The sequence below is a fragment of the Hydrocarboniphaga daqingensis genome (genome assembly GCF_900129825.1).
GTDB classification, from domain to species: domain Bacteria; phylum Pseudomonadota; class Gammaproteobacteria; order Nevskiales; family Nevskiaceae; genus Hydrocarboniphaga; species Hydrocarboniphaga daqingensis.
This window is the reverse complement of the sequence record NZ_FQWZ01000002.1, coordinates 1-25647: the sequence shown is the minus strand read 5'-3', so window position 1 is coordinate 25647 and position 25647 is coordinate 1. Positions and strand designations below refer to the sequence as shown.

Annotated in this window: 25 protein-coding genes and 3 tRNA genes; 17 read left to right on the top strand and 11 right to left on the bottom strand. The window is 66.2% G+C overall.

The window, feature by feature from the left end; translation table 11 throughout:
* Positions 1-290 precede the first annotated feature (290 nt).
* Positions 291-1358, top strand: a complete 1068-nt coding sequence (locus BUB09_RS03180; protein ID WP_072894174.1) for an NADH:flavin oxidoreductase/NADH oxidase — start codon at positions 291-293, stop codon at positions 1356-1358.
* A gap of 10 nt (positions 1359-1368) precedes the next feature.
* Here BUB09_RS03180 and BUB09_RS03175 read toward each other — a convergent pair whose 3' ends face one another.
* Positions 1369-2097, bottom strand: a complete 729-nt coding sequence (locus tag BUB09_RS03175; protein ID WP_084083133.1) for a DNA-3-methyladenine glycosylase family protein — start codon at positions 2095-2097, stop codon at positions 1369-1371.
* Here BUB09_RS03175 and BUB09_RS03170 point away from each other — a divergent pair.
* The 4 genes from BUB09_RS03170 (at position 2096) to coq7 (ending at position 5132) form a co-directional block, all read left to right on the top strand.
* Positions 2096-3277: a vWA domain-containing protein gene (locus BUB09_RS03170; protein WP_072894172.1), complete on the top strand. Its 1182-nt coding sequence runs from the start codon at positions 2096-2098 to the stop codon at positions 3275-3277. The genes BUB09_RS03175 and BUB09_RS03170 overlap by 2 nt on opposite strands.
* An 87-nt stretch (positions 3278-3364) precedes the next feature.
* Complete coding sequence (locus tag BUB09_RS03165) at positions 3365-3769, top strand: MAPEG family protein (protein WP_072894169.1); 405 nt, start codon at positions 3365-3367, stop codon at positions 3767-3769.
* A complete protein-coding gene (locus tag BUB09_RS03160) occupies positions 3751-4452 on the top strand; it encodes a SanA/YdcF family protein (protein ID WP_072894166.1) in 702 nt (233 codons plus the stop codon). The genes BUB09_RS03165 and BUB09_RS03160 overlap by 19 nt, the downstream gene beginning before the upstream one ends.
* A gap of 8 nt (positions 4453-4460) precedes the next feature.
* Positions 4461-5132 (top strand): 2-polyprenyl-3-methyl-6-methoxy-1,4-benzoquinone monooxygenase, encoded by a 672-nt coding sequence (coq7, locus tag BUB09_RS03155; protein WP_072894163.1) that lies wholly within the window; start codon positions 4461-4463, stop codon positions 5130-5132.
* Positions 5133-5160: 28 nt separating this feature from the next.
* Here the strand turns inward: coq7 and BUB09_RS03150 are convergent, their stop codons facing one another.
* The 3 genes from BUB09_RS03150 to BUB09_RS03140 form a co-directional block, all read right to left on the bottom strand.
* Positions 5161-5856 carry an RBBP9/YdeN family alpha/beta hydrolase gene (locus tag BUB09_RS03150; protein ID WP_084083132.1) on the bottom strand — a complete coding sequence of 232 codons (696 nt, stop codon included), beginning with the start codon at positions 5854-5856 and terminating at the stop codon, positions 5161-5163.
* A gap of 139 nt (positions 5857-5995) precedes the next feature.
* Complete coding sequence (gene speD / locus BUB09_RS03145; protein ID WP_072895363.1) at positions 5996-6820, bottom strand: adenosylmethionine decarboxylase; 825 nt, start codon at positions 6818-6820, stop codon at positions 5996-5998.
* Positions 6821-6940: 120 nt separating this feature from the next.
* Positions 6941-7369, bottom strand: coding sequence for an OsmC family protein (locus BUB09_RS03140; RefSeq protein WP_072894161.1), 429 nt, complete (start codon positions 7367-7369; stop codon positions 6941-6943).
* A 113-nt stretch (positions 7370-7482) separates the two neighbouring features.
* Between BUB09_RS03140 and crp the strand changes: the two genes are divergently transcribed.
* The gene (crp, locus tag BUB09_RS03135; RefSeq protein ID WP_072894158.1) at positions 7483-8157 is read left to right on the top strand and encodes a cAMP-activated global transcriptional regulator CRP; all 675 of its coding nucleotides are present in this window, start codon (positions 7483-7485) and stop codon (positions 8155-8157) included.
* Between the two features lie 27 nt (positions 8158-8184).
* Here crp and trpC read toward each other — a convergent pair whose 3' ends face one another.
* The 4 genes from trpC to BUB09_RS03115 form a co-directional block, all read right to left on the bottom strand.
* Positions 8185-8979 (bottom strand): indole-3-glycerol phosphate synthase TrpC, encoded by a 795-nt coding sequence (gene trpC, locus BUB09_RS03130; RefSeq protein ID WP_072894155.1) that lies wholly within the window; start codon positions 8977-8979, stop codon positions 8185-8187.
* Entirely contained in the window at positions 8976-10016 is a 1041-nt protein-coding gene (trpD, locus tag BUB09_RS03125) for an anthranilate phosphoribosyltransferase (protein ID WP_072894152.1), read from the bottom strand. Before trpD ends, trpC begins: the two co-directional genes overlap by 4 nt.
* Positions 10013-10603 carry an anthranilate synthase component II gene (locus tag BUB09_RS03120; protein WP_072894149.1) on the bottom strand — a complete coding sequence of 197 codons (591 nt, stop codon included), beginning with the start codon at positions 10601-10603 and terminating at the stop codon, positions 10013-10015. The genes trpD and BUB09_RS03120 overlap by 4 nt, the downstream gene beginning before the upstream one ends.
* Before the next feature lie 180 nt (positions 10604-10783).
* Entirely contained in the window at positions 10784-12154 is a 1371-nt protein-coding gene (locus BUB09_RS03115; RefSeq protein ID WP_072894146.1) for a short-chain fatty acyl-CoA regulator family protein, read from the bottom strand.
* Positions 12155-12299: 145 nt separating this feature from the next.
* On the opposite strand from BUB09_RS03115, the gene BUB09_RS03110 reads away from it, so the two are divergent.
* From BUB09_RS03110 to mmsB, 5 genes are all read left to right on the top strand, one after another.
* The gene (locus BUB09_RS03110; RefSeq protein WP_072894143.1) at positions 12300-13817 is read left to right on the top strand and encodes a CoA-acylating methylmalonate-semialdehyde dehydrogenase; all 1518 of its coding nucleotides are present in this window, start codon (positions 12300-12302) and stop codon (positions 13815-13817) included.
* Positions 13818-13829: 12 nt separating this feature from the next.
* Positions 13830-14990, top strand: coding sequence for an acyl-CoA dehydrogenase family protein (locus BUB09_RS03105; RefSeq protein WP_072894140.1), 1161 nt, complete (start codon positions 13830-13832; stop codon positions 14988-14990).
* Entirely contained in the window at positions 14987-15769 is a 783-nt protein-coding gene (locus BUB09_RS03100) for an enoyl-CoA hydratase (protein WP_072894137.1), read from the top strand. The genes BUB09_RS03105 and BUB09_RS03100 overlap by 4 nt, the downstream gene beginning before the upstream one ends.
* Positions 15762-16916: an enoyl-CoA hydratase/isomerase family protein gene (locus BUB09_RS03095; protein ID WP_072894134.1), complete on the top strand. Its 1155-nt coding sequence runs from the start codon at positions 15762-15764 to the stop codon at positions 16914-16916. The genes BUB09_RS03100 and BUB09_RS03095 overlap by 8 nt, the downstream gene beginning before the upstream one ends.
* 69 nt (positions 16917-16985) lie before the next feature.
* Positions 16986-17870: a 3-hydroxyisobutyrate dehydrogenase gene (mmsB, locus tag BUB09_RS03090; protein WP_072894131.1), complete on the top strand. Its 885-nt coding sequence runs from the start codon at positions 16986-16988 to the stop codon at positions 17868-17870.
* Between the two features lie 62 nt (positions 17871-17932).
* On the opposite strand, the gene trpE is transcribed toward mmsB, so the two are convergent.
* The 3 genes from trpE to BUB09_RS03075 all read right to left on the bottom strand — a co-directional run bounded on the left by trpE (position 17933) and on the right by BUB09_RS03075 (position 21116).
* A complete protein-coding gene (gene trpE / locus BUB09_RS03085) occupies positions 17933-19366 on the bottom strand; it encodes an anthranilate synthase component I (RefSeq protein WP_072894128.1) in 1434 nt (477 codons plus the stop codon).
* A gap of 237 nt (positions 19367-19603) precedes the next feature.
* Entirely contained in the window at positions 19604-20284 is a 681-nt protein-coding gene (gene rpe / locus BUB09_RS03080; RefSeq protein ID WP_072894107.1) for a ribulose-phosphate 3-epimerase, read from the bottom strand.
* Between the two features lie 70 nt (positions 20285-20354).
* Complete coding sequence (locus BUB09_RS03075) at positions 20355-21116, bottom strand: proteasome-type protease (protein WP_072894105.1); 762 nt, start codon at positions 21114-21116, stop codon at positions 20355-20357.
* 144 nt (positions 21117-21260) lie between these two features.
* Here BUB09_RS03075 and BUB09_RS03070 point away from each other — a divergent pair, with 144 nt between their 5' ends.
* The 6 genes from BUB09_RS03070 to BUB09_RS03045 form a co-directional block, all read left to right on the top strand.
* Positions 21261-22127, top strand: a complete 867-nt coding sequence (locus BUB09_RS03070) for an alpha/beta fold hydrolase (RefSeq protein WP_072894101.1) — start codon at positions 21261-21263, stop codon at positions 22125-22127.
* Positions 22128-22131: 4 nt separating this feature from the next.
* Positions 22132-24603: an ATP-dependent helicase HrpB gene (gene hrpB / locus BUB09_RS03065; protein ID WP_072894098.1), complete on the top strand. Its 2472-nt coding sequence runs from the start codon at positions 22132-22134 to the stop codon at positions 24601-24603.
* A gap of 109 nt (positions 24604-24712) precedes the next feature.
* Positions 24713-24798, top strand: a tRNA-Tyr gene (locus tag BUB09_RS03060).
* 5 nt (positions 24799-24803) lie between these two features.
* Positions 24804-24877, top strand: a tRNA-Gly gene (locus BUB09_RS03055).
* Between the two features lie 59 nt (positions 24878-24936).
* Positions 24937-25012, top strand: a tRNA-Thr gene (locus BUB09_RS03050).
* 219 nt (positions 25013-25231) lie between these two features.
* Positions 25232-25647 (top strand): GTP-binding protein (locus tag BUB09_RS03045; RefSeq protein ID WP_245793092.1); only part of this gene is annotated, 416 nt, incomplete at its 3' end.

Here is a 25647-nt window from a genome sequence, read left to right as displayed (position 1 = left end):
GATGGGCGCTGAGTTCAGACGCCCTCACCCGACGCGCTATGCGCGTCGACCTCTCCCGGAGGGAGAGGCAAGCGGGGCGGTGCGACGCTTCTGCCGTTGGCGTCAGCCGACCCAGCGGATCGCCTAACGGCGGCCACGGCAATCAGCGTAGCCTTACCCCCTCCCGCCAGGAGAGGGTGTCGCGCAGCGACGGGTGAGGGCCTTTCAGGCTGAGCTGATCGGGAACCGCCTTGCGCGGCGCCGTTGCCGGCCCGGAATCCGAGCCAAAGCCTTCGTATTCGGAGCCTCAAATGAGTCGCCTCTTCGATCCATTCCCGCTGCGCGGTCTGACGCTGCGCAACCGCATCGCGGTGTCGCCGATGTGCCAGTACCGCGCCGTCGACGGGTCGCCCAATGCCTGGCATCAGGTGCATCTGGGCAGTCGCGCGATCGGCGGCGCCGGTTTGGTCATCGCAGAGGCCTCGGCTGTCGAAGCGCGGGGCCGCATCTCGCCGGGCGATACCGGCTTGTATCGCGACGAGCACATCGACGCCTGGGCGCCGATCACGCGTTTCATCCGTCAGGCCGGCGCGGTGCCGGGCATCCAGTTGGCGCATGCCGGTCGCAAGGCCAGCATGGATCTGCCTTGGCGAGGTGGCGCTGCGCTGGCGCCGGATCAGGGCGGCTGGTCGCCGATCGTCGCGCCCAGTGCCGTGGCTTTCGACGCGGCCTACAAGACGCCGCGTGCGCTAACGGCGTCGGAGTTGCCCGATCTGGTCGCAAGCTTTGCTTTGGCCGCGCAGCGCGCGCTGGCCGCCGGCTTCGAACTGATCGAACTGCACGGCGCTCACGGCTATCTGCTGCACGAATTCCTGTCACCGCTGAGCAATCAGCGCGACGACGATTACGGCGGCAGCTTCGACAACCGCATTCGCCTGACGCTGGATGTGATCGCGGCGGTCCGCGCGGTGTGGCCGGAACGCCTGCCGCTGATGCTGCGGATATCGGCCACCGATTGGCTTGACGACGGCGGTTGGGACATCGAGCAGAGCATCGAGCTGGCGCGGCGGGTCAAGCACATGGGTGTCGACCTGATCGATGTCTCCAGCGGCGGCAATTTGCCCAAAGTGCGGATCCCGGTCGGGCCTGGCTATCAAGTGCCGTTTGCGGCCCGCATCCGTCGCGAGGCGGATATCGCCACCGGCGCGGTCGGCATGATCACCGAGCCGCAGCAGGCCGAAGCGATCGTTGCATCCGGCGATGCGGACCTGGTGCTGATGGCCCGCGAGCTGCTGCGCGATCCGTACTGGCCATACCACGCGGCCAAGGCGCTCGGCGTGGCCATGCCGGTGCCAGAGCCCTACCAGCGCGCCTGGTAATCGCGCCGCCTCATCCGACTTTCGGCGCCGCTTCCATCGCGCGCCACAAGTACCAGCTGGCGATCGACCGGTACGGTGCCCAGCGTGTCGCCACGGCGCGGGTCGCGTCGTCGTCGAGCTTCTCTCCGGCGTTGAACAGCCGGTTGACGCCATTGCGCAGTCCCACATCGCCCAGCGAAAAGATGTCGCGCCTGGCTAAAGCAAACATCAGGTACATCTCGGCCGTCCATCGACCGATGCCGGGCAGCGCGTCGAGCGCCTCGATCGCGGCTTCGTCTTCCATCTGGTCGAGCGCAGCAAAGCTGAACTCGCCGCGATGGACCCGCTGCGCGATCCCGATCAGCCATGTGGCCTTGGCATTCGACAGACCGGCGCTGCGCAGTAGCGAATGCTCGACGTCGATGAAATGCGCTGGTACGAAGCCGCCGGTGTGCGCCGCGCGGTCGAGCACGGCAGCGGCGACGCGCGCCTGGATCGTATCGGCTGCTTTGACCGACAGCTGCTGGCTGATGATCGACGTGCACAGCACATGGAATGGGTCGCGCGGGCTCTGGCCGATCGTGCAGCGGCCATGGGTTTTGATCAGCCGCTTCATCACCGGGCAGGCCTTGGACAAATGCCGTTCTGCGGCCGCCATTTCGTCGGCCGTGATCAAGCCTGTTGGCGACAGCGGGCTGGCAACGGCGCCCTTGCGTACAATGCGACGACCGCTGGATCCACCCGGACCGACCTGAACCATGCTGTTCTCGTTCTTCTTCACGCTGCGTGCCGCGGGCCTGAAAACGGCGCTGTCGGAATTTCTGACCCTGCTCGAAGCGCTGTCCAAGCATGTCGCGATCTTCTCGATCGACGACTTCTATCACTTGGCGCGCGTCACGTTGGTCAAAGACGAAAGTCAGTATGACCGCTTCGATCGCGCGTTTGCGGCCTACTTCAAGGGCATCGAAGCCGTCACCGGCGAAACCTTCGGCACCAGCATTCCCGAGGATTGGCTGCGCAAGCAGGCCGACAAGCTGCTGACCGACGAGGAGAAGGCCAAGATCCAGGCCCTCGGCGGCCTCGACCAGCTGATGGAGACGCTCAAGCAGCGACTCGAAGAGCAGAAGGAACGTCACCAGGGCGGCAGCAAATGGGTCGGCACCGGCGGCACCAGCCCCTTCGGCAACAGCGGCTACAACCCCGAGGGCGTGCGCATCGGCGGCGAAGGGGGCCAGAAGCGTGCGGCCAAGGTGTGGGAAAAGCGCGACTTCAAGAATCTCGACGACAACGTCGAACTCGGCACGCGCAACATCAAGATCGCGCTGCGCCGCCTGCGCCGCTTTGCCCGCGAAGGTGCGGCCGACCAGCTCGATCTCGACGACACGATCCGCAGCACGGCGCGCAACGCCGGCTATCTCGACCTGAAGATGGTTCCCGAGCGCCGCAACGCGGCCAAGGTGCTGCTGTTTCTGGACATCGGCGGCTCGATGGACCCCTACGTGCGCGTCTGCGAAGAACTGTTCTCGGCGGCCAAGAGCGAGTTCAAGCACCTGGAGTACTACTACTTCCACAACTTCATCTACGAGAGCGTCTGGAAGGACAATCTGCGCCGCCACGGCGAGCGCATTCCGATGTACGACGTGCTGCGCAAATACACGCCCGACTACAAGATCGTGTTCGTCGGTGACGCGGCGATGAGCCCGTACGAGATCGTCCAGCCCGGCGGCAGCGTCGAGCACTGGAACGAGGAAGCCGGCGCCGTGTGGATGCAGCGGCTGATGAACGCCTATCCGCATCTGGTCTGGTTCAATCCCGATGCCGAGCAGCGCTGGGAGTACACGCCGTCGGTGGGTATCGTGCAGAAGCTGATCGGCGCCGACCGGATGTTCCCGCTGACGCTGTCCGGCCTCGAACAGGGCATGCGCCGCCTGGGTCACTGAGCCGGCGCAGAGGGGGGCGCCGTCGCGCGGCCTTTCGACTAGGATGCGGCCTCGCGCAGTAGGACATAACCACAAGGGAGAACAGACATGGGTGCGATTCACGCTTTGCTTGGCTTTGCCGGCTGGACGTTGCTGATGGTGTTGCTGGTGTTTTCGTATCGCGGCTTTCGCCTGCTGACGGGTACGCCGATCAACGCTTGGCCGCGCGGCAGCCGTCCAGCGAACGAGTCGGCCTTCGCGATCCGTGCCGGCGACGCCCACGCCAACTGCGTCGAGAATCTGGTGGTATTCGGCGTGATCGTGTTGTCGGCGCAGGTGCTCGGCCGCCTCGACGCGATTGCACCTTTTGCCGTTTGGGTGCTCTATGCCCGTATCGGTCAGAGCGTGGCGCATCTGATCGGCACCAACCAGTTTCTGGTTCTGATCCGCGCCACGTTCTGGGCCGCACAATTGGCCCTCATGCTCAGGATGCTGTGGCAACTCTTCGCCTGAAACGACTGCGGCGCCGTCTGTGGCGCCTTGGCTGGACCACGCTGATCGCGGTCGGTCTGCTGACCCTGCTTGCCAATCGCTGGGTCATCAACAGCACCGACGCCTACGTGTATCGCAATTGGGCGCTGCTGCCGGAAAATGATGTTGGACTGGTGCTCGGCACCAGTCCGTACACCGGCAGCGGCAAACCCAACCCGCATTTTTACGGGCGCATCGAAGCGGCCGTGCAGCTGTATCAGATCGGCAAGATCCGGCACATCATCGTCAGCGGGGCCAACCCCGACGACACCTATAACGAGCCTCGGCAAATGCGCCGCGAGCTGGTCAAGGCCGGTATCCCCGACAACGTCATCACGATGGATTTCGCCGGACTGCGGACGCTCGATTCTGTCGCGCGCGCGCGCGACGTATTCGGCCTAGATCGCGTCACCGTGATCACGCAGGAGTACCACGCGTACCGCGCGGTATTCATCGGCAAGAAGATCAACATGCGGATCGCAGCGTACGCGGCACCGGGGCCGGGCCCCCGCTTCCAGCCGTACTTGCGTGAGGTGTTTGCTCGGGTCAAGGCCGTGCTCGACCTTTTTGTTTTGCGGACCCGCCCCAAGTTTCTGGGCGAGCCGCAGAAAATCGAGCTGACCCCGCCCTCTGGCGACACCTCTCCAAACGGATCCCGACCGTGAACGACACCATGAGCCGCACAGGTACTTCGGAATCGCTGCGCCACTACAGCGGTGCCGACCGCATGCTGATCGGCTTGCAGCAACGCCTCGCCGGGCTGACGCGGCCGGCATCGAAGATTCCTCCGTCGCCGCCGAGTCCGGGCGGTGATCTGCCGACGACGACACTGACCGACCCCGAGCGCCGGCACGCCGCCGGGCTGATGCGCGTCAATCATGCCGGTGAAGTGGCCGCCCAAGCGCTGTATCACGGCCAGGCGCTGGCATCGCGCGACCCGGCGATCCGCGAGCACCTATTGCACGCGGCCGACGAGGAGCGTGCGCACCTGCAGTGGTGCGAGCAGCGCCTCAACGAGCTGGGCGCCAAGCCCAGCGTGCTACAGCCACTGTGGTACGCCGGCTCGTTTGTGATGGGCGCGGCGGCCGGTATCGCGGGGGACCGCTGGAGCCTGGGCTTCGTTGAAGAAACCGAGAAGCAGGTCGCCGAGCATCTCGACGACCATCTTCAGCGGCTGCCGGCCGATGACATGCGCAGTCGCGCGGTGATCCATGCGATGCGCAGCGACGAGCAGCGTCACGGGCGTGAAGCCCGCGACCTCGGCGGCAAGCCCTTGCCATCGCCGGTCCGGCGGCTGATGCATCAAGTCGCCGGCGTCATGAAGGCCGCTGCTTATCGCTTCTGATCGGTTCGGCCGCGGCCGCCGCTTGGGGTCAGTGCAGCAACTGCAGTAGCGGCATGCGCTTGGCCGCCGTGGGCAGTCGAGCGCAGAGCTGGTCCAGCAGCGCCAGCCCTTGTGGCCACTCGCGATAGCCTGATTTGACATTGATGTGCCCGGCGTCGTCGAGGCGAACGAACTCGCTTCCCCAGCGTTCGGCCCAGCGCTGCGCCTTGTCCACCGGCATCCACGGATCATTGCTGCTGGCGACCACGGTCGTCGGGAAGTCCAGTGTCGCGTTCGGCAACTTGTCTTCGACGCGGAATCGCGCCGGGTCGGCCGGGGCCACCAACAGCGCACCGGCGATCAAATTGCTCTGGAACACCGAAGCTCGCACGGTCGCCAGGCAGCCGAAGCTGTGGGCGACGATCACCACCGACTCGTTGGTCGCAATCGCGGTCTCAACGACCTTGCGTGACCAGCGCTCCAGATTGGGCCAGCTCCAGTCGTCCTGCTCGACGCGGCTGAAGCGGGGAAACTGGCGCTGCCAGGCTGATTGCCAGTGGTCGGGGCCACTCCCGAACAAGCCCGGTGCCACCAAAACGCGCGTGCCGGCGAACCGCTCGCTGTAAACGTCGACCCGTGGTGTCTGGGTCTGGCCCGGTGCAATGCGATGGGCGTCGCCGTGATGCGACGTCGCACCGCTGCCGGTGTCGGGTCGCGAGGCGCGGGTCAGTGCGTGAATCGGCATGGTGGGCTCCTGAATGACGCGTGGCCTGACTGCCACGGCGCCGACATCATCTATAGGAGCCCACCGTTACAAAAGGAATATCAAAATCTTTGGAGATAGCGGCGCGATCTAAAGAAAGAGCCTGGCCGTCAGCCGATGCTCAGCGCTGGATGTTGCGGCCGTAGAAGATTTCCATGATCTCATGGTCGACGCGCTCGCGGATCCGCTTGGACTCGCGCGGCGGCAACTCCGCGGCACCTTCGCCGAACAGGTAGGTATCGAGGTCGAGTTCCTTCAGACGCATCTTCGTGTGGAAGATGTTCTCCTGGTAGACGTTGACGTCGACCATGTCGTAACGATCGCGGATGCTCTTGCTGATGAAGTTCTGGATCGAGTCGACGTTGTGGTCGATGAAGTGCTTCATGCCGCGTACGTTGCGGGTGAAACCGCGCACGCGGTAGTCCATCACCACGATGTCGCTCTCGAAGCTCTTGATCAGATAGTTCAGGGCCTTCAGCGGCGAAATCTTGCCGCAGGTGGACACGTCGATATCAGCGCGGAACGTGCTGATGCCGGCGTCCGGATGGGTTTCCGGATACGTGTGGACCGTGATGTGGCTCTTGTCAAGATGCGACACCACCGATTCCTTGACGATCTCGGTGCCCGGCTCCGGCATGCCCGGCGTCGGCAGGCCATCAAGGTGACCCTCGGAGATCAGCATCGTGACCGACGCGCCCTGCGGGTCGTAGTCCTGCCGGGCGACGTTGAGCACGTTGGCGCCGATGATGTCCGCCACCTCGGTCAGGATCGCAGTCAGACGCTCGGCGTTGTAGGCCTCGTCGATGTACTCGATGTATTCCTGCTGGTGCTGCGGGCTGCGCGCGTAGCAGATGTCGTAAATGTTGAAGCTCAAGGTCTTGGTCAGGTTGTTGAACCCGAGCAGCTTGAGTTTCGGATTGTTGGTCGGCTTGGTCACGCCACAGATCCCCGGGGAGATGAGCAAAAAAGGAGGGGTCGCATACGGACCCGTACGCGAAGGGGCGACATTATGCGGGAATCCGATGACAGCGGCGCGGCAGTGATGTCACGCCGCCGCGCTCAGGTTTCACGGGTTGTCGGCCTCGACGACCTCGTAGCTATGGGTGACGTTGACGCCGCCGCGCTTGAGCATGATCGATGCCGAGCAATATTTGTCCGCCGAAAGTTCCACTGCTCGTTTGACGTGGTTCACATTTAGGCCGCGGCCGCTGATGACAAACTTGAGATGAATATCAGTAAAAACCTTGGGTTCCGTTTCGGCGCGCTGACCATCGACCTCAACATGACAGTCCGTTACCGGCTGGCGTGCTTTCTTGAGGATGTGCAGCACGTCAACGGCGGAGCAGGAGCCCACTGATAGCAGCATCAACTCCATCGGACGGGCGCCGAGGTTGCGACCTCCGATCTCGGCGGGGCCATCGATCACCACGCCATGGCTGCTGCCGGTTTCGCCGACGAAGGCGGCGTTCTCGATCCATTTAACGCGTGCTTGCAAGGTGATCTCCGGATGGGCGTTGTTAGCGGTTTTGGGTGCTAGATTGTTGAAATAACAGGGCGGAAAGCCCGAGTCGTAGCGGTTTTGAAGGACGTGATTGGAGTCGAAAGGGGATGTCCATGGTGTTGCAGAAACCCGCGGTACAAGCGTTCATTGCGCAAGCCCACAAGCGGACGTTGCCGCCGAAGCATACGGTGATCCACGCCGGCGACGAACCCACATCGTTGTATCTGATACTGGAAGGTTCGGTCAGCATCTTGATCGAAGACGAAGACGGCCGCGAGATGGTGCTGGCCTATCTCAATGCGGGCCAGTTCTTCGGTGAAATGTGTTTGTTCCCGGATCAGCCCCGGCGCTCGGCCATCGTCCGCACGCGCGTGCCGACGCTGGTTGCCGAAATCGGGTACCACGCCTTCGGTGCCTTCATGGCGCAGCATCCGGCGATCATGTACGAGGTCGCCGGGCAGTTGGCCGTTCGGCTGCGAGACACCAGCCGCCGGCTGGGCGACCTGGCCTTCCTCGACGTCGCAGGCCGCTTGGCCCATGCCCTGCTGGAACTGTGCCGGCAGCCTGATGCCGTTGCGCACCCGCGCGGCACCATGGTCCGGTGCAGCCGCCAGGAACTGGCGCGAATCATCGGCTGTTCCCGCGAGATGGCCGGTCGGGTGCTCAAGAAGCTCGAAGAAGACGGCACCCTGCTGGCGCAGGGCCGCAGCATCCTGGTCTTGGGCGTCCAGCCCAAGGAGCGTCCGCCGAAGGTGCCGCTGGTCACGAACAAGCCGCGCTAGCGGCCGTAGCCGGTGCTCCGGCTCGGCCTAGCCGATCAGCTGCCGCAGCGCGGTTGCCGGGCTGGGCTGGCGCATCAGGGACTCACCGACCAGGAACCGCCGCACGCCGGATTTCATCATCCGCTGGACGTCGGCCGGTTGCGCAATGCCGCTTTCAGTGACGACTTCGACGCTGACCGGCAAGCGGTCGAGCAACTCCAGCGTGGTCTCGAGCCGGGTTTCGAACGTGCGCAGATTGCGGTTGTTGATGCCGAGCAGGAAGCCCTCGCCGAGTTGGGCGTCGATCACCCGCTGCAGCTCTTCGGCGTCGTGAATCTCGACCAGCACGTCCAATGATTGTTCGCGGGCGATGTCGTGCAAGCGACGGAGCTGGGCGGCGTCCATCGCGCCGGCAATCAGCAGCACGCAGTCGGCACCGATTGCGCGCGCTTGGACGATCTGGATTTCGTCGATCAGGAAGTCTTTGCGGATCACCGGTAGCGCGCACGCCGCGCGCGCGGCGATCAGGTACTCGTCGCCGCCTTGAAAGAAGTCGCGATCGGTCAGTACCGACAAGCAGGCCGCGCCGCCCTGCTCGTATTCGGCCGCCAGCCAGGCGGCGTCGAAATCGGCGCGGATCAGGCCCTTGCTCGGTGAGGCACGTTTGATCTCGGCAATGACGGCCGGCCCGTGCACCGCAGCGCGGCGCAGTGCAGCGCAGAAGCCGCGCGGCGGGTCTTGGTCACGTGCTTGGTCGCGCAGCGAGGCCAGCGTCGTGGTCGTGCGCAGCGCGCTGATCTCTTCGCGCTTACGCGCCAGGATCGTGTCGAGAATGTCGCTCATCGAGTGGCGGCTCCCAGCCGCTGCGTGACACGCAAGTAGTCGTCGAGTTTGGCGCGTGCTGCGCCGGTGCGGATGGCGGCGCGGGCCCGTTCCAAGCCATCGGCGATCGAATCGGCCACGCCGGCCGCATACAGTGCGGCGCCGGCATTGAGCGCGACGATGTCGCGCGCTGGACCGGGCACGTCGGCCAGGGCTTCGAGCAAGCGGATCCGCGATTCATCGGCGTCGGCAACGCGCAGATTGCGGGTTGCCGACATCGCGATACCGAAGTCTTCCGGGTGAATTTCGTATTCGCGGATCTGGCCGTCGGCCAGTTCACCTACGCGGGTTGCGCCGCCCAGCGAAATCTCATCAAGCCCGTCGCTGCCCCAGACCACCAGCGCGCGGCGTGTGCCGAGCCGCTGTAGCACGCGAATCTGGATGCCGACCAGATCGGGATGGAATACGCCCATCAGCATGTTGGGGGCATCGGCCGGATTGGTCAGCGGGCCAAGGATATTGAAGATGGTCCTTGCGCCCAGTTCGCGGCGCACCGGCGCCACCACTTTCATCGCCGGATGATGCCGCGGAGCAAACATGAAGCCGAAGCCCACCTCGGCGATGCAGGCGGCGACTTGCTCGGGTTCCAGTTCGATCACCGCGCCGAGCGATTCGAGCACGTCGGCGGCGCCGCTCTTGCTGGAAACGCCGCGGTTGCCGTGCTTGGCGACGCGCGCGCCGGCCGCTGCGGCCGTGAAGCTGGCGGCGGTTGAAATGTTGAACGTGTGGGCCCCGTCGCCGCCGGTGCCGACCACGTCGACGAAATGCGCATCGGGCGGCAACACGACCTTGCGCGAGAACTCGCGCAGCACGATCGCCGCCGCGGCGATTTCGCCGATGGTTTCCTTCTTGACGCGCAAGCCGGTCAGCAGCGCCGCGATCATCACCGGAGAGACATCGCCGCGCATGATCTGGCGCATCAGATCGATCATCTCGTCGTGGAAGATCTCGCGATGCTCGATCGTCCGCGTCAGCGCTTGTTGCGGCGTGATGCTCATGCGGTTCGCTCCACGAAGTTCTTCAGCAGCGCGTGGCCATGCTCGGTCAGGATCGATTCGGGGTGGAACTGCACGCCCTCGATCGCCAGCGTGCGGTGGCGCAGGCCCATGACCTCATCGCGGCGACCGTCGTCGTGCTGCGTCCACGCCGTGACTTCCAGTTCGGCCGGGAACGTGTCCTGCTCGACAATCAGCGAGTGATAGCGCGTCGCCGTGTACGGCGATGGCAGGTTGCGAAATACACCTTGGCCCTGGTGGTGAATCAGGCTCGTCTTGCCGTGCATTACCGAGCGGGCACGGCGCACGTCACCGCCGAAGGCTTGGCCGATCGACTGGTGCCCCAGACAGACACCGAGGATCGGGAAGCGGCCGGTCTTGCCGAGGCGTTCGATCAGCTCCAGGCAGATGCCGGCTTCGGTCGGCGTACACGGACCCGGCGACAGCACGATGTGCTGCGGATTCAAGGCGGCGACTTGGTCAACGGTGATCTGGTCGTTGCGGTGCACCTGCACCTCGACGCCCAGCTCGCCAAAATACTGCACCAGGTTGTAGGTAAACGAATCGTAGTTGTCGATCATCAGCAGCATGGAACGTCATCCGGGCTAAAAAGGGTGTCGGCGCGGGCGCGAGGCCGGGCGGGGGACAGGCGCTCCAGCGAGGCTGGAGGCGGGGCTCAGGAGTGACGCCAACGATTCATGACGGACAGGCCGTGCGGCTGCGGATGGAAAAGCGGGGCGCCATTGTAATGCGGTAATGCGTCGGCGCGTTCAGCGTTCTACCAACGACGGCGAGGCGCGCTGCGGGCAGGCATGGCGCTCGCAGACTTTGCAGCCGACGCCGATCGGCGTCGCGGCGGACGGGTTCGACAAGTCCAGGCCGCGCGAATAGATCAGGCGCCGTGCATGGCGCAGGTCACAGCCCAGGCCGACGGCGAAGGTTTTCTGAGGGCGGCCGAATCCGACCGGTCCGCTGACCACCTGGCGTGCGATCCAGAAGTAATGACGCCCGTCGGGCATGCCGGCGATCTGGGTCAGCACGCGCTCGGGCTGGCTGAACGCTTCGTAGACGATCCAGAGCGGGCAGGTGCCGCCGACGCGTGAAAAATGAAAATCCGCGGCTGAATGGCGCTTGCTGACATTGCCGGCACGGTCGACGCGGACGAAAAAGAACGGCAGGCCCGGCGCGCCGGGCCGCTGCAGCGTGGACAGCCGATGGCAGACCGCTTCGAAGCCGACGCCGAAGCGGTTGGACAGCCGCTCGATGTCGTAGCCGAGATCTTCAGCCGATTGCAGAAACGCCTGGTAGGGCATCACCAGCGCGCCAGCGAAGTAATTCGCCAGGCCGATCCGCGCGAGCCGCATCGACTCGGCGCTGGAAAACCCGCCGTCGCGGATCAGGCGGTCGAGCGTGCTGCTCAGTTCCAGATGTGCCAGCTGCACCGCCATCTGGAACGCTTGCTGGCCAGGCCGCAGATGGTCGGGCAGCCGCAGCGTGCGGGTTGCCGGGTCGAAAGCGCGCGCGCCTTGCCGCGCCGCGTCGTCGCCACGCCACAGCGCAACCTGGACTTGGTGGCGCTCCGCCAGCCGCTGCGCGAGTTTGGTGCCGACATCGCCGACCGCCATGCCGCTGTCGTTGAAGATCGCCTCGGCCGGTTCGTCGAGTTCGGCGATGTGGTTGTAGCGTTGATTGAGGTAGTCGCGGACCTCGTCGTGGACGCCCGGCAGCGCGAACGAGGCCAGCTTGTGGCCGTCGCCCAGGCGCGCGGCCAGCGTGTCGGCGCGCTCGGCGGTGGCGCGGTTGCGCCGGTGCAGTTCGATCATCGCGCGGGCCACCGACGGCGTGTTCGACACCAAGGCTCGTGCCTCGGCCATCGACAAGGCCTCCATGCCGGCCTCGGCCAGCACGTCGCGCACATCGGCGATCAAGTGCGCCTCGTCGCTGTCGGAAAACGCCTGCAGGTCGATGTCGAACTGCGCGTTGATCCGCAGCTGGATCGCCAGCGTCAGCGGCCGCTGGTTGCGCTCGATCTGGTTCAGATAGCTCGCCGAGATGCCGAGTTGCCGTGCAAGCGCCACTTGGCTCAAGCCGCGCTCCTCGCGCAGACGCTGCACCCGGACGCCCATGAATGACTTGGCCATGGCCGCGATCTTTGCAGAATTCGCAAGAGCTGCCCAGACGCTTCGCAGGTATTCGCACTTTTTTGCATCCCGCGCGACCCCGAATTGCAAATAATGTGAAGAGCCGGCAGGAAAGTCGGCCTGAAAACCTTTCTGGAGTCGAGATATGTCTGCAACTGCTTCCGCCGCCGTCCCCACCGTCAAGCTGCTGATCGGCGGCCAGTGGGTCGAATCCAAGACCACCGTCTGGCGTGACGTGGTCAACCCGGCCACGCAGGACGTGCTGGCCCGCGTGCCGTTCGCCACCGCCGACGAACTCGATGCCGCGGTCGCCTCGGCTCAGGCCGCGTTCAAGACCTGGCGAAAGACCTCGATCGGTGTGCGTGCGCGCATCTTTCTGAAGTACCAGCAGCTGATCCGCGAGCACATGAAGGAACTGGCGGCGATCCTGACCTCCGAGCAGGGCAAGACGCTGCCGGACGCCGAAGGCGACATCTTCCGCGGGCTGGAAGTGGTCGAGCATGCGGCCAACATCGGCACGCTGCAGATGGGTGAAATCGCCAACAACGTCGCCACCGGCGTCGACACCTACACGCTGCTGCAGCCGCTGGGCGTTTGCGCCGGCATCACACCGTTCAACTTCCCGGCGATGATCCCGCTGTGGATGTTTCCGATGGCGATCGCCTGCGGCAACACCTTCGTGCTCAAGCCGTCGGAACAGGACCCGCTGGTGACCTGCCGCCTGGTCGAGTTGGCGCTCGAAGCCGGCATCCCGGCTGGCGTGCTCAACGTCGTCCACGGCGGCGAAGACATCGTCAACGGCATTTGCGACCACGCCGACATCAAGGCCGTGTCCTTCGTCGGCAGCACCAAGGTCGGCACGCATGTCTACAACCGCGCCACGCTGGCCGGCAAGCGTGCCCAGTGCATGATGGGCGCCAAGAATCACGCGGTCGTCATGCCCGACGCGAACAAGGAGCAGACGCTCAACAATCTGGTGGGTGCCGCGTTCGGCGCGGCGGGCCAGCGCTGCATGGCGGCGTCGACCGCGGTGCTGGTCGGTGAGGCCCGCAACTGGATTCCCGATCTGGTCAGCAAGTCGCGGACGCTGAAGGTCAACGCTGGCATGGAGCCGGGTACCGACGTCGGTCCGGTGGTGTCCTGCGCCGCGCTGTCGCGGGTCAATGGCCTGATCGAGCGCGGCGTCGCCGAAGGTGCGCGCTTGGTGCTCGACGGCCGCAATCCGCAGGTGCCGGGTTACGAGAAGGGCAACTTCGTCGGCCCGACGATCTTTGCCGGCGTCAAGCCGGGCATGTCGATCTACGACCAGGAAATCTTCGGGCCGGTGCTGATCATCGTCGAAACCGACACGCTCGATGAGGCGATCGAACTGATCAACCGCAACCCCAACGGCAACGGCACCGCGATCTTCACGCAGTCGGGCGCCGCCGCACGCAAGTTCCAGGAAGACATCGATGTCGGCCAGGTCGGCATCAATGTGCCGATCCCGGTGCCGGTACCGCTGTTCTCGTTCACCGGCTCGCGCGGCTCCAAGCTCGGCGACCTGGGCCCGTACGGCAAGCAGGTGATCCTGTTCTACACGCAGACCAAGACGATCACGCAGCGCTGGTTCGACGACAGCACGCTGAGCGTCGGCGTCAACACCACCATCAGCCTGCGCTAGAGGCATACGCCCGTGGACTTCGCACTGACCGACGATCAGCGGGCGTTCCAGGACGCCGCGCGCAGCTTTGCTCGCGGCGAACTGGCACCGCATGCGGCGCATTGGGACGAGGCCAGCGAGTTTCCGATCGACACGATCCGCCGGGCTGGCGACATCGGCTTCTGCGGCATCTACACACCCGAGAGCGCTGGCGGTCTGGGGCTGAACCGGGTTGAGGCGTCGATCATCCTGGAAGAACTGGCCGCCGGTTGTACGTCGACGGCGGCTTATATCTCGATCCACAACATGGTGTCGTGGATCGTGGCGAACTGGGGCCAGCCGGCTGTCACCGAGGTCTGGGCCCAGGCGCTGGCCAGCGGCCAGAAGCTCGGCAGCTACTGCCTGACCGAGCCCGGTGCCGGTTCGGATGCCGCGAGCCTGAAAACCCGTGCGGAAAAGCGCGGCGAGCGTTACTACCTCAGCGGCAGCAAGATGTTCATCAGCGGCGCCGGTGCGACGGATCTGCTGGTGGTGATGGCGCGCACCGGCGACAACAGTGCCAAGGGCATCTCGGCCTTTGCGGTGCCGGCCGATGCGCCGGGCATCCAGTACGGCAAGCTCGAACACAAGATGGGCTGGAACTGCCAGCCGACGCGGATGATCACGTTCGACGCGGTCGAGGTGCCGGAGGTCAACCGGCTTGGCGCCGAAGGCGAAGGCTTTCGCATCGCGATGAAGGCGCTCGACGGCGGTCGCATCAACATCGCCGCCTGTTCGATCGGCACCGCGCAAGCCGCGCTGGATCGCACCGCGGCCTACTTGAACACGCGCAAGCAGTTCGGCCAGGAGCTGGCGCAGTTCCAAGCCTTGCAGTTCCGGATCGCCGACATGCTGACCGAGCTGGTGGCGGCCCGGCAGATGGTGCGGCTGGCTGCATGGAAGCTGGACACGCAGAGCCCCGACGCGACCACCTATTGCGCGATGGCCAAGCGCTACGCCACCGACGTCGGCTTCGAGGTCTGCAATCAGGCCCTGCAGCTGCACGGCGGCTACGGCTACATCCGCGAGTACCCGCTGGAGCGCCATGTGCGCGACAGCCGCGTGCATCAGATACTGGAAGGCACCAACGAAATCATGCGGGTGATCGTTGCCCGCGCCGCGCTGAAGGAAGGCGCAACCGAGGACCTCAGATGAGCGACTACACCAACCTGTTGCTGGAAAAGCGCGGTAGCACCGCGATCGTCACGCTGAACAACCCGCCAGCGCACACCTGGACGGCCGATAGCCTGCAGTCGCTGACGCGCCTGGTGGCCGACTTGAACGCCGACCGCAGCATCTATGCGCTGGTCATCACCGGCGATGGCGCCAAGTTCTTCAGCGCCGGTGCCGACTTGAAGCTGTTTGCCGACGGCGACAAGGCGCGTGCGCGGCTGATGGCGCGCCGCTTCGGCGAAGCGTTCGAAGCGTTGAGCGCGTTTCGCGGCGTCAGCATCGCGGCGATCAACGGCTACGCGATGGGCGGCGGGCTGGAATGCGCGCTGGCCTGCGACATCCGCATCGCCGAGGCCCATGCGCAGATGGCGCTGCCCGAGGCGACCGTCGGATTGCTGCCGTGTGCCGGCGGCACGCAGAACCTGCCGTGGCTGGTGGGTGAGGGCTGGGCCAAGCGGATGATCCTGTGCGGCGAGCGCATCGATGCCGCCACCGCGCTGCGCATCGGCCTGGTGGAGGAAGTCGTCGCCACCGGCGCTGGCCTGGAAGCGGCACTGGCACTTGCCGCGCGTGTCGCCAAGCAGAGCCCGACCAGCGTCACCGCATGCAAGACGCTGATCCAGGGTGCGCGCAGCAACCCGCTCAAGCAGTTGCTGCCGATCGAGCGCGAGCTGTTCGTCGACCTGTTCGACACCGAAGACCAGAAGGAAGGCGTCAACGCGTTCCTGCAGAAACGCAGCGCGGAGTGGCGCAATGGCTGAGGCCGATGCTGCCGTAGCGGCGCCTGCGCCAGTGCAGTTCCGCGAGTTGGCCACGGTCAGCGGCCAGCGCATCGGCGTGGCCCAACTCAACGCTGAAAAATCGCTCAATGCGCTGACGCTGCCGATGATCCGGCTGCTCGACCCGCAGTTGCAGCGCTGGGCCGCAGACCCGGGCATCGCCTGCGTCGTGCTGCACGGTGCCGGCGAAAAGGCGTTCTGCGCCGGCGGCGACGTGCGCAGCTTGTACAAGGCGATCACCGACCACCAAGGGCCGCCGCCGAATCCGGACAATCTGGCGTTCTTCAGCGAGGAATACCGCCTCGACTACCGGATCCATACCTACGCCAAGCCGCTGCTGGTCTGGGGCAGCGGCATCGTCATGGGCGGCGGCTTGGGCTTGATGGCCGGTGCCAGCCACCGCGTCGTCACCGAAACCTCGCGCGTGGCGATGCCCGAGATCACGATCGGCTTGTTCCCCGACGTCGGCGGCAGCTACTTCCTGAGCCGCATCGCGGACCGTGTCGGCCTGTTCCTGGCGCTGACCGGCGTGTCGATCAATGCGCACGATCTGCTGCACGTGAAGCTCGCGGACCACTTCCTGCGCGCGGCCGACCGCGACGCGGTATTCGAGCGTCTGGCCGGCTGCGGCGACTGGTCGGCCGACGCCGAGCACAACCACCGTCTGCTGACCCGGTTGCTCGACGGCCTGGGGGAAGCAGCGGCGGGGCTGCTGCCCGAGTCGAACCTGCAGCGGCATGCCGCGACGATTGCGCAGCTGGTGTCCGGTCGCACGCTGGCTGCGGTACGTGAGGCGATCACCGCTTATTCGGGCGATGACGCCTGGCTGCGCCGCGCGGCCGCGACACTGGCGGCCGGCTCGCCAACGACGGCCGCGCTGTGCTGGGAACTGCTCGACCGAGCCGCGACGATGAGCCTGGCCGACGTGTTCCGGATGGAGCTGGTCGTCGCGCTGCAGTGCTGCGCGCACCCGGACTTTCCGGAAGGCGTGCGCGCGCTGCTGATCGACAAGGACAACGCGCCGCGCTGGACGCCAGCGACGCCGGACGCCGTCACGCCGGCCTGGGTCGCCGAACACCTGACCGCGCCGGCTTGGCCCGGCACCGCGCATCCGCTGGCCGACCTCTAGTCGCGCCACCCTCACGACCCGCCGCGCGCGCATTCGCGCGCGGCACGACGTCACTGGCAGGAGTTTTCAATGGCACAACTCGCATTCATTGGCCTGGGCAACATGGGCGGCCCGATGGCGCTCAACTTGCTGAAGGCCGGGCATCAGGTCCGGGTGTTCGATCTGTCCGCCGCGGCGCTCGACGCCGCCCGCGCCGCTGGCGCGATCGTCGCTGCGTCGCCGGCAGCGGCTGTCGAGGGCGCCGAGGCGGTCGTCTCGATGCTGCCGGCCAGCAAGCACGTCGAAGGCGTGTATCTGGGCGACCAGGGCCTGCTCGCCAGCATCGCGCCCGGCACCCTGGTGATCGATTGCTCGACGATCGCACCCGCGTCCTCGCGCAAGGTGGCCGATGCCGCCAAGGCGCGCGGCATCGACTTCATCGATGCGCCGGTGTCCGGCGGTACCGCCGGTGCGGCCGCCGGCACGCTGACCTTCATCGTCGGCGGCGCCGCCGATCTGCTCGAGCGCGCGCGTCCTTACCTGAGCGTGATGGGCAAGAACATCTTCCACGCCGGCGGCAACGGCGCCGGCCAGGTCGCCAAGATCTGCAACAACATGCTGCTGGGCATCCACATGGCCGGCAGCGCCGAGGCGCTGGCGCTGGGCGTGGCCAACGGCCTGGACCCGAAAGTGTTGTCCGACATCATGGTCAAGAGCTCGGGTCGCAACTGGTCGCTGGAGCTGTACAACCCCTGGCCGGGCGTGATGGACAACGTACCGGCGTCGCGGGGCTACACCGGTGGATTCGGCAGTGCACTGATGCTCAAGGACTTGGGCCTGGCCGCCGAGGCCGCTACGGCCGCCGGCAGCGCGATCCCGCTGGGTGAGCTGGCGCGCAATCTCTACCAGCTGCATTGTCAGGACGAAGGCGGGCTGGATTTCTCCAGCATCGTCAATCTGTACCGCAAGGACTGACGACGCCTCGGCACCGGCCTGACATCACCTGGGCATGGTGATGTCAGGCCGGTGCCGGCAAGTCAGGACGAGGCTTGCGCCGCCGCCTTCATCATCGCGCGCGCCTTGCTCATCGTTTCATCCCATTCGGACTGCGGCACCGAGTCGGCGACGACGCCGGCGCCGGCCTGCACATGCACCTGGCCGTCCTTGATGACGGCGGTGCGGATCGCGATCGCCGTGTCCATGTTGCCGTCCCAGCCCAGATAGCCGACCGCGCCGCCGTAGATACCGCGCTTCACCGGCTCGACTTCGTCGATGATTTCCATCGCGCGCACCTTGGGTGCGCCGGATAGCGTGCCGGCCGGGAACGTCGCCGCCAGTGCATGCAGCGCGTCGAGCCCGTCGCGCAGCTTGCCGGTGACGTTGCTGACGATATGCATCACGTGGCTGTAGCGCTCGATGCTCATCTTTTCGGTGACGCGGACGCTGCCGGTGGTCGACACGCGGCCCACGTCGTTGCGGCCCAGGTCGATCAGCATCAAGTGCTCGGCGCGTTCCTTGTCGTCGGCCAGCAGCTCGGCTTCCAGTCGCTGGTCTTCGGCCTGCGTTGCGCCGCGCTTGCGCGTGCCGGCGATCGGCCGCACGGTCACGTCGCCATCTTCGACTCGGACCAGGATTTCGGGCGACGAGCCGACCACGTGGTGATCGCCCAGATTCATGCAGTACAGATACGGCGACGGGTTGAGTTGCCGGATCGCCCGGTACAGCGCGATCGGCTCGGCCGTGAACGGCGCCGACAGTCGCTGTGACGGCACCACCTGCATGCAGTCGCCGGCCGCGATGTAGTCCTGAATGTGCTCGACCGCGCGCTTGAACGGGGCTTCGCCGAAGCTCGACGTAAACGCCAGATCATCCGGCTGCGCGCTCAGCGGTGTGCGCGAGACCTCGATCCGTGCATTGAGCTGGGCCTCGATCTCGTCGAGACGACGGCGCGCGCGTGCTTGGTCGGCTGCATCATCGGCGCGGGCGTGGGTGACGATCGTCAGCGTGGCGCGCTGGTTGTCGAACACGACCAGCTCGTCGGCCAGCATCAGCAGGATGTCGGGCGTGCCGAGCGGATCGGCGGGCTGGGTCGCCGCCAGGCGCGGCTCGAAGTAGCGCACGCAGTCATAGCCGAAGTAGCCGACCAAGCCGCCGGAGAAGCGCGGCAGCGACGGTTCCGGACGCACTTTGCGACGCGCCGCGTAGTCGCGGATCCAGCCGGTCGGATCGTCGGCCTGCGCCGTTTCGATCACCGCGCCGTCGCGGCTCAGGCTGATCTGCGTGCCGCGTACGCGCAGCACTTCGCGCGACGGCAGGCCGATGAACGAATACCGGCCCCAACGTTCGCCGCCGACCATTGATTCCAGCAGGAACGAATACGGCGCGGCCGCGAGTTTCAGATAGGTGCCGACCGGAGTGTCGAGGTCGGCCGACAGTTCGCGCGTCAGCGCCAGATGGGTGTAGGGCGTCATGGAGTCGGAGAGGTGGACAGCGGGCAGCGGGGAAAAACGCGGCGCCGAGGCGCTCGCGCGGGGCGCGGGACGATCAGCGCCATCGCCACCAGGGCAGCGCGCGGGTTGCGCGGTGCCGGCTTGTTTCCCTGACGTTTGCGTTCATGCCATTGGCTCGTTTGCGACGCGACGACTATACACCGGCCCCTTCGCGAGCCGCCCTGCGGCGGTCGCGAACACCGCTGCCTCGCGATGGAATCACCGCAGCCGCGCGTCGATCTGCTGGCGCATCGCGGCGATCGTCGCCGCGTAGTCGGGCGTGTTGAAGATCGCAGAGCCCGCGACGAAGGTGTCGGCGCCGGCGGCGGCGATCTCGCCGATGTTGTCGACCTTGACCCCGCCGTCGATCTCCAGGCGGATGTCGCGGCCGCTGGCGTCGATCAGCGCGCGCGCTTCGCGCAGTTTGGTCAGCGCCGACGGCAGGAAGCTCTGGCCACCGAAGCCCGGGTTGACCGACATCAGCAGCACCAGATCGACCTTGTCCATCACGTAGCGCAGCACATCGAGCGGCGTGGCGGGATTGAACACCAGCCCGGCCTTGCAGCCGGCATCGCGGATCGCCTGCAAGCTGCGGTCGACATGGCGGGTCGCGTCCGGGTGGAACGTGATCGACGTCGCCCCGGCCTTGGCAAAGCCCTGCGCCAGCGCATCAACCGGCTCGACCATCAGGTGCACGTCGATCGGCGCGGTGATGCCGTACTTGCGCAAGCCCTCGCAGAACATCGGGCCCATTGTCAGGTTGGGGACGTAGTGGTTGTCCATCACGTCGAAGTGCACCCAGTCGGCGCCGGCGGCCAGCACGCGGGCAGTGTCCTCGCCCAGCCGCGCGAAGTCGGCCGACAGGATCGAGGGGGCGATGACGGGGGTTTGACGCGACATGGTGGATATCCGGCCGGGAACGACGCGGATTATCCCAGAAAGCGGAGCGCCCACGTACGGGCGCCGACGCTCACAGCATCGAATGCTGCTGCGGGTCGCCTTCCCACTCGAACTTGGGCAAGTCGTTGCGGAACACCCGCTCCAGGTTCTCGCCCCAGGCCTTCTTCAGCGCCGCGTAGTACGGCGTGTCGATGTCCAGGCGCAACTTGTGCGTGATGCGCAACGCATCGCGCGGCAGGATCGCCACGTCCAGCGGCGGCCCGACCGTCAGATTGGACTTCATCGTCGAGTCCAGCGATACCAGCGCGCAGCGCGTGGCGTCTTCCAGTGACGTCGACGGCCGGATGATGCGGTCGAGAATCGGCTTGCCGTACTTGCTTTCGCCGATCTGCAGATACGGGGTTTCGGGCGATACCGAGATGCAGTTGCCCTCGGGATAGACCAGATACAGCGACGGCTCTTCGCCGAGGATCTGGCCGCCGAGAATCAGCGTCGTCCGGAAGTCGACATTGCTGTACTGGCCATAGGCCGACGATTCCTTCTGGGCACGCACCGAAAGAGTGCCGACGTACTCGGCCGCGTCGTACATGTGCCGCACGCTGCGCAGCGACACCGGCGCATCGGGCTGGTCGAGGTCGCGGCGGATTGCGTTCAGGATCCACTGCGTGGTTGCCAGATTGCCGGCCGACAGCACCACGAAGACCCGCTCGCCGGCCGTCTCGGAAATGTGCAGCTTGTTGTAGGTGCGCACGTCGTCGACACCCGCGCTGGTGCGCGTGTCGGAGGCGAACACGAGGCCGTCGTCCACTTTGATGGCGAGGCAATAGGTCATGGGGTCTTGGAGGCTGGCAAGCGTGGAGCGAACATCGCGGTCACAGTTTAGGGGCGGCAGTCGGTCACGTCACGGCACAAGCCGCGTTGGGTCTGGTGCAAATCCTGAGCCACGCATGCAGACTCGGCCGAAAAGACCCGTCCGATGAGCCCCGAAAGCCGTTCCGAATTTGTCGATTTGCGCGGATTGCGCCACCACATACGTCGTTGGGGCTCGCCGGATGCACCGGTGCTGTTCCTGCTCCATGGCTGGCTGGACGTATCGGCAACCTTCCACGACCTCGCCGTTGCGCTGCTGCCCGACTGGCAGGTCTTGGCGCCGGATTGGCGCGGCTTCGGGCTGAGCCAGTGGCCGCAGGACGGCTATTGGTTCGCCGACTATCTTGGCGACCTCGAAGCGCTGCTCGACCATTACGCGCCCAGTGGCACGGTGCGCCTGATCGGGCACAGCCTCGGCGCGCAAATCGCGAGCATCTACGCGGGCTTGCGTCCGCAGCGGATCGATCGGTTGGCGCTGCTGGACGGCTTGTTCCAGCCCGATCAGCCGCCGGCAATGGCGGTGCGCCGACAGCGCCAGTGGCTCGACGAACTGCGCGATCCGCCGCGCGACTCGCACTACGCCAGCTATGAGCAACTGGCGGAGCGCATCCGCCGGCTGCACACGCGGCTGACGCCGGAACGCGCGCTGTTCGTGGCCCGGGCCTGGGGCTACGAGCGTGACGACGGCCAGATCGGCCTGCGCGCCGATCCGCGTCATCGGCGCGCGTTTCCCGTGCTGTACCGCGCCGCCGAGTCGCGGCAGGTGTGGTCGGAAGTCACCGCGCCGACGCTGTTCATCGACGGCGGATTGTCCGAGCTGCGACGGCTGATTTCGGCCGAGGAGCGCGCCGAGCGGCTGGCGTGTTTCCGTCACCGCCAGCAAACCGTCATCGAGGAATGCGGCCACATGTTGCACTTCGAGCAGCCGTTGCAGACAGCGGCCCTGCTGCGCCGGTTCTTCGCCGAGGGCTGAGGCCATGGCCGTGCTTCCCGACTTGCCGGCACTGCAGGCGATGCCGGCGCTGCGGCAGGCTTTGGCGAGTCCTGGCTGCGCGGTGTTGGCCGCGCCGCCGGGTTCGGGCAAGACCACCGTGGTGCCGCTGGCCTTGCTCGATGAGCCCTGGTTGGCCGGGCAACGCATCGTCATGCTCGAGCCGCGCCGGCTCGCGGCACGCGCTTCGGCCGCGCGCATGGCCAGCCTGCTCGGCGAGAGCGTCGGCGACACGGTCGGCTATCAGGTGCGTTTCGAGCGCCGCATCGGGCCCCGCACGCGGATCGAGGTCATCACCGAGGGGCTGCTCGCGCGGCGCCTGCAGTCCGACCCCGACCTGCCCGGCGTCGGGCTGGTGATCTTCGACGAGTTCCACGAGCGCAGCCTCGATGCTGATCTGGCGCTGGCGCTGTGTCATGACGCACGAGCGAGCCTGAGGCCCGAGCTTCGCTTGCTGGTGATGTCGGCGACGCTCGATACGTCACGGGTATCGGCGCTGCTGGACGGAGCGCCGGTGGTCGAAGCCGGCGGGCGGATGTATCCGGTGGAGATCCGCTACCGGCCGCCGCGGGCGGGTGATGATCTGGAGTCGGCAATGGCCGGCGCCGTGCTCACCGCACTGGCCGAAACCCAGGGCGACGTGCTGGCCTTTCTGCCCGGAGGCCGCGAGATTCGTGGTTGCCAGCGGCGGCTGGAATCGCGATTGCCGGCGCAGGTCGAGGTCCGCCCGCTGTACGGCGAGCTCGACAGCCGCGAACAGGACCTGGCGCTGGCGCCGGTGCCGGCAGGCCGCCGCAAAGTGATCCTGGCCACCAACATCGCCCAGACCAGCCTGACCGTCGAGGGCGTGACCAGCGTCGTCGACGGTGGCTATGCCCGGGTGGCGCGCTACGACCTCGGCTCCGGCGCCAATGGCCTGCAGACCGAGCGGATTTCGCGGGCTTCGGCCGAGCAGCGCGCCGGCCGCGCCGGGCGCTTGGGTCCGGGCGTCTGCTACCGGCTGTGGGCTGCCGAGCAGCAAGGGCGATTAGCGCCCTACGACGACCCCGAGATTCTGACGACCGACCTGTCGCGATTTGCGCTGGAGCTGGCCGACTGGGGCACCGAGCCGGTCGCGTTGCGACTGCTTGACGCGCCGCCGCCCGTTGCCTGGCAAGTGGCCCGCGACCTGTTGCGTGCGCTCGGCGCCATTGGCGACGACGGCCGTATCACCGCCCACGGCCGCGAGCTGGTGCGACTGCCGGCCGCGCCGCGCCGCGGCCACATGCTGGTGGAGGCGCGCCGTCTCGGACTGGAGCCGGTCGCCGCCTGGACTGCCGCCGTGCTCGACGAGCGTGATGGCAGCGGGCAACTCGATCTGGCGCAGACCGTTCGCCGTTATGCGCGTGGCCAAGCTCAGGATTCGGGCGCGCAGCGCCGCGTGCGCGAGGCGGTGCGCCAGTTGCTGCGCGATCGCGCCGCTCCCGGTGACGCCGACTTTGACGAGGATGAGGTCGGCCGCGTGGTCGCACTGGCCTACCCCGAGCGCATCGCGCGCCGCCGCGACAGCGGTCGCGGCCTGTATCTGTGTGCCGACGGCTCCGAGGCCCGCCTGCCCGAAAACGACCCGTTGGCGCAGCAGCCGTGGTTGGCGATCGGCCATTGGGACCCTGGGCCGCCGCGCAAAGTGCGGGCCGCCGCCCGCCTCGTCGAAGCCCAATTGCTGCGCGACGCTGCCGCCACGCTCGGCTGGCAGCGCAGCGTCCGCTGGGACGCGACGGCCGAGGCCGTGATTGCCGAGGAGCGCCGCGCATTGGGCGCGATCATCTTTGAGCGCCGGCCGTTGCGCGCCGACCCGGCGGCCGCCGCCCGAGCGATGATCGAAGGCATCCGCCAACTGGGCGTCGAGGTGCTGCCGTGGACCGAGCCGGCGCGGCAGTGGCAGGCGCGCGTGCTGTCCTTGCGCGCATGGCGGCCGACCGAGTCCTGGCCCGACGTGTCGGACGCCGCGCTGACCGAGCAGCTTGAACGCTGGTTGCAGCCGCATCTGGACGGCGTAACCCGCCGAGAGCATCTAGCCCGTCTCGACCTGGCCGACATCCTGTCCGCCGAGCTCAGCTATGAGCGTCAGCAACAGCTCAACCGCCTGGCGCCGACCCATCTGGCCGTGCCGAGTGGATCGCGCGTCGCGCTGGACTACCAGTGCGACGGTGCGCCGCCGGTGCTGGCGGTCAAGCTACAGGAGCTGTTCGGCCTGACCCGCACCCCGGCCGTCGACGACGGCCGCATGCCCGCCATGCTCCACCTGCTGTCGCCGGGGCGCCGTCCGATCCAGATCACCCAGGACCTGGCCGGCTTCTGGGCTCGCACCTACGCCGACGTCAAAAAGGAACTGAAGGGCCGATACCCGCGGCACCCTTGGCCGGACGACCCCCTGCAGGCCCTGCCGACGGCGCGAGCCAAGCCGCGCAACACCTGATCGCGGGCCGGCAACGATGAATTTATCAAGAATCCCTTGACGGGCCTCGGTTGCGTCACCAGAATACGCGGCTCGTTTTGGGCTGGAGCTGATCGCTCCTGTCTGCGCGGGAGGGATACTCAAGCGGCCAACGAGGGCAGACTGTAAATCTGCTGACTTATGTCTACGAAGGTTCGAATCCTTCTCCCTCCACCACCTGCGCGGGAGTAGTTCAATGGTAGAACCTCAGCCTTCCAAGCTGATGGTGCGGGTTCGATTCCCGTCTCCCGCTCCATTGAATGCTTTGGTTTCAAGCAGCAGAACGCGGCACAGCAGCACAAGGCTTCACGCAACGCCCCCGTAGCTCAGTCGGTAGAGCACACCCTTGGTAAGGGTGAGGTCGAAGGTTCGATTCCTTTCGTGGGCACCAGATTGGACGAGGTTGAGGTCATCGACGACGAAAGGAATCGAAGCTTCGACCTCCAATGAACGGATCGTGTTTCGATGCCGCGTAGCGGCAGCGAAAGTTCGATTCCTTTCGTGGGCACAGATTTGAAATAGTCGGGCACCCCGTGTGTTCCCGGACATCGAGTTCTTTAAAAACCGCCGTCGCCGGCAAAACGCTATCTAAACTGGAGTCAGAAGAGTCATGGCAAAGGAAAAGTTCGAGCGCGCGAAGCCGCATGTGAACGTTGGCACGATTGGTCACGTTGACCACGGCAAGACGACGACGACGGCGGCGCTGACGAAGATTTCGTCGGACAAGTTCGGCAAGACGAAGTACGTTGCGTACGACGAAGTGGCGAAGGCCTCGGAATCGCAGGGTCGTCGTGACAGCACGAAGATTCTGACGATTGCGACCTCGCACGTGGAATACGAAACCAACGCGCGCCACTACGCGCACGTTGACTGCCCCGGCCACGCTGACTATGTGAAGAACATGATCACGGGCGCGGCGCAGATGGACGGCGCGATTCTGGTGGTGTCGGCGGTTGACGGCCCGATGCCGCAGACGCGCGAGCACGTTCTGCTGGCCAAGCAGGTGAACGTTCCGAAGATCGTGGT

What these genes read in the sequence shown, in the direction of transcription:
- BUB09_RS03180 (WP_072894174.1), top strand. Translation starts at nt 291, where the DNA reads ATGAGTCGCCTCTTCGATCCATTCCCGCTGCGCGGTCTGACGCTGCGC.
- BUB09_RS03170 (WP_072894172.1), top strand. Translation starts at nt 2,096, where the DNA reads ATGCTGTTCTCGTTCTTCTTCACGCTGCGTGCCGCGGGCCTGAAAACG.
- BUB09_RS03175 (WP_084083133.1), bottom strand. Translation starts at nt 2,097, where the DNA reads ATGGTTCAGGTCGGTCCGGGTGGATCCAGCGGTCGTCGCATTGTACGC.
- BUB09_RS03165 (WP_072894169.1), top strand. Translation starts at nt 3,365, where the DNA reads ATGGGTGCGATTCACGCTTTGCTTGGCTTTGCCGGCTGGACGTTGCTG.
- coq7 (WP_072894163.1), top strand. Translation starts at nt 4,461, where the DNA reads ATGAGCCGCACAGGTACTTCGGAATCGCTGCGCCACTACAGCGGTGCC.
- BUB09_RS03150 (WP_084083132.1), bottom strand. Translation starts at nt 5,856, where the DNA reads ATGCCGATTCACGCACTGACCCGCGCCTCGCGACCCGACACCGGCAGC.
- crp (WP_072894158.1), top strand. Translation starts at nt 7,483, where the DNA reads ATGTCCATGGTGTTGCAGAAACCCGCGGTACAAGCGTTCATTGCGCAA.
- trpC (WP_072894155.1), bottom strand. Translation starts at nt 8,979, where the DNA reads ATGAGCGACATTCTCGACACGATCCTGGCGCGTAAGCGCGAAGAGATC.
- trpD (WP_072894152.1), bottom strand. Translation starts at nt 10,016, where the DNA reads ATGAGCATCACGCCGCAACAAGCGCTGACGCGGACGATCGAGCATCGC.
- BUB09_RS03120 (WP_072894149.1), bottom strand. Translation starts at nt 10,603, where the DNA reads ATGCTGCTGATGATCGACAACTACGATTCGTTTACCTACAACCTGGTG.
- BUB09_RS03115 (WP_072894146.1), bottom strand. Translation starts at nt 12,154, where the DNA reads ATGGCCAAGTCATTCATGGGCGTCCGGGTGCAGCGTCTGCGCGAGGAG.
- BUB09_RS03110 (WP_072894143.1), top strand. Translation starts at nt 12,300, where the DNA reads ATGTCTGCAACTGCTTCCGCCGCCGTCCCCACCGTCAAGCTGCTGATC.
- BUB09_RS03100 (WP_072894137.1), top strand. Translation starts at nt 14,987, where the DNA reads ATGAGCGACTACACCAACCTGTTGCTGGAAAAGCGCGGTAGCACCGCG.
- BUB09_RS03095 (WP_072894134.1), top strand. Translation starts at nt 15,762, where the DNA reads ATGGCTGAGGCCGATGCTGCCGTAGCGGCGCCTGCGCCAGTGCAGTTC.
- mmsB (WP_072894131.1), top strand. Translation starts at nt 16,986, where the DNA reads ATGGCACAACTCGCATTCATTGGCCTGGGCAACATGGGCGGCCCGATG.
- trpE (WP_072894128.1), bottom strand. Translation starts at nt 19,366, where the DNA reads ATGACGCCCTACACCCATCTGGCGCTGACGCGCGAACTGTCGGCCGAC.
- rpe (WP_072894107.1), bottom strand. Translation starts at nt 20,284, where the DNA reads ATGTCGCGTCAAACCCCCGTCATCGCCCCCTCGATCCTGTCGGCCGAC.
- BUB09_RS03075 (WP_072894105.1), bottom strand. Translation starts at nt 21,116, where the DNA reads ATGACCTATTGCCTCGCCATCAAAGTGGACGACGGCCTCGTGTTCGCC.
- BUB09_RS03070 (WP_072894101.1), top strand. Translation starts at nt 21,261, where the DNA reads ATGAGCCCCGAAAGCCGTTCCGAATTTGTCGATTTGCGCGGATTGCGC.
- hrpB (WP_072894098.1), top strand. Translation starts at nt 22,132, where the DNA reads ATGGCCGTGCTTCCCGACTTGCCGGCACTGCAGGCGATGCCGGCGCTG.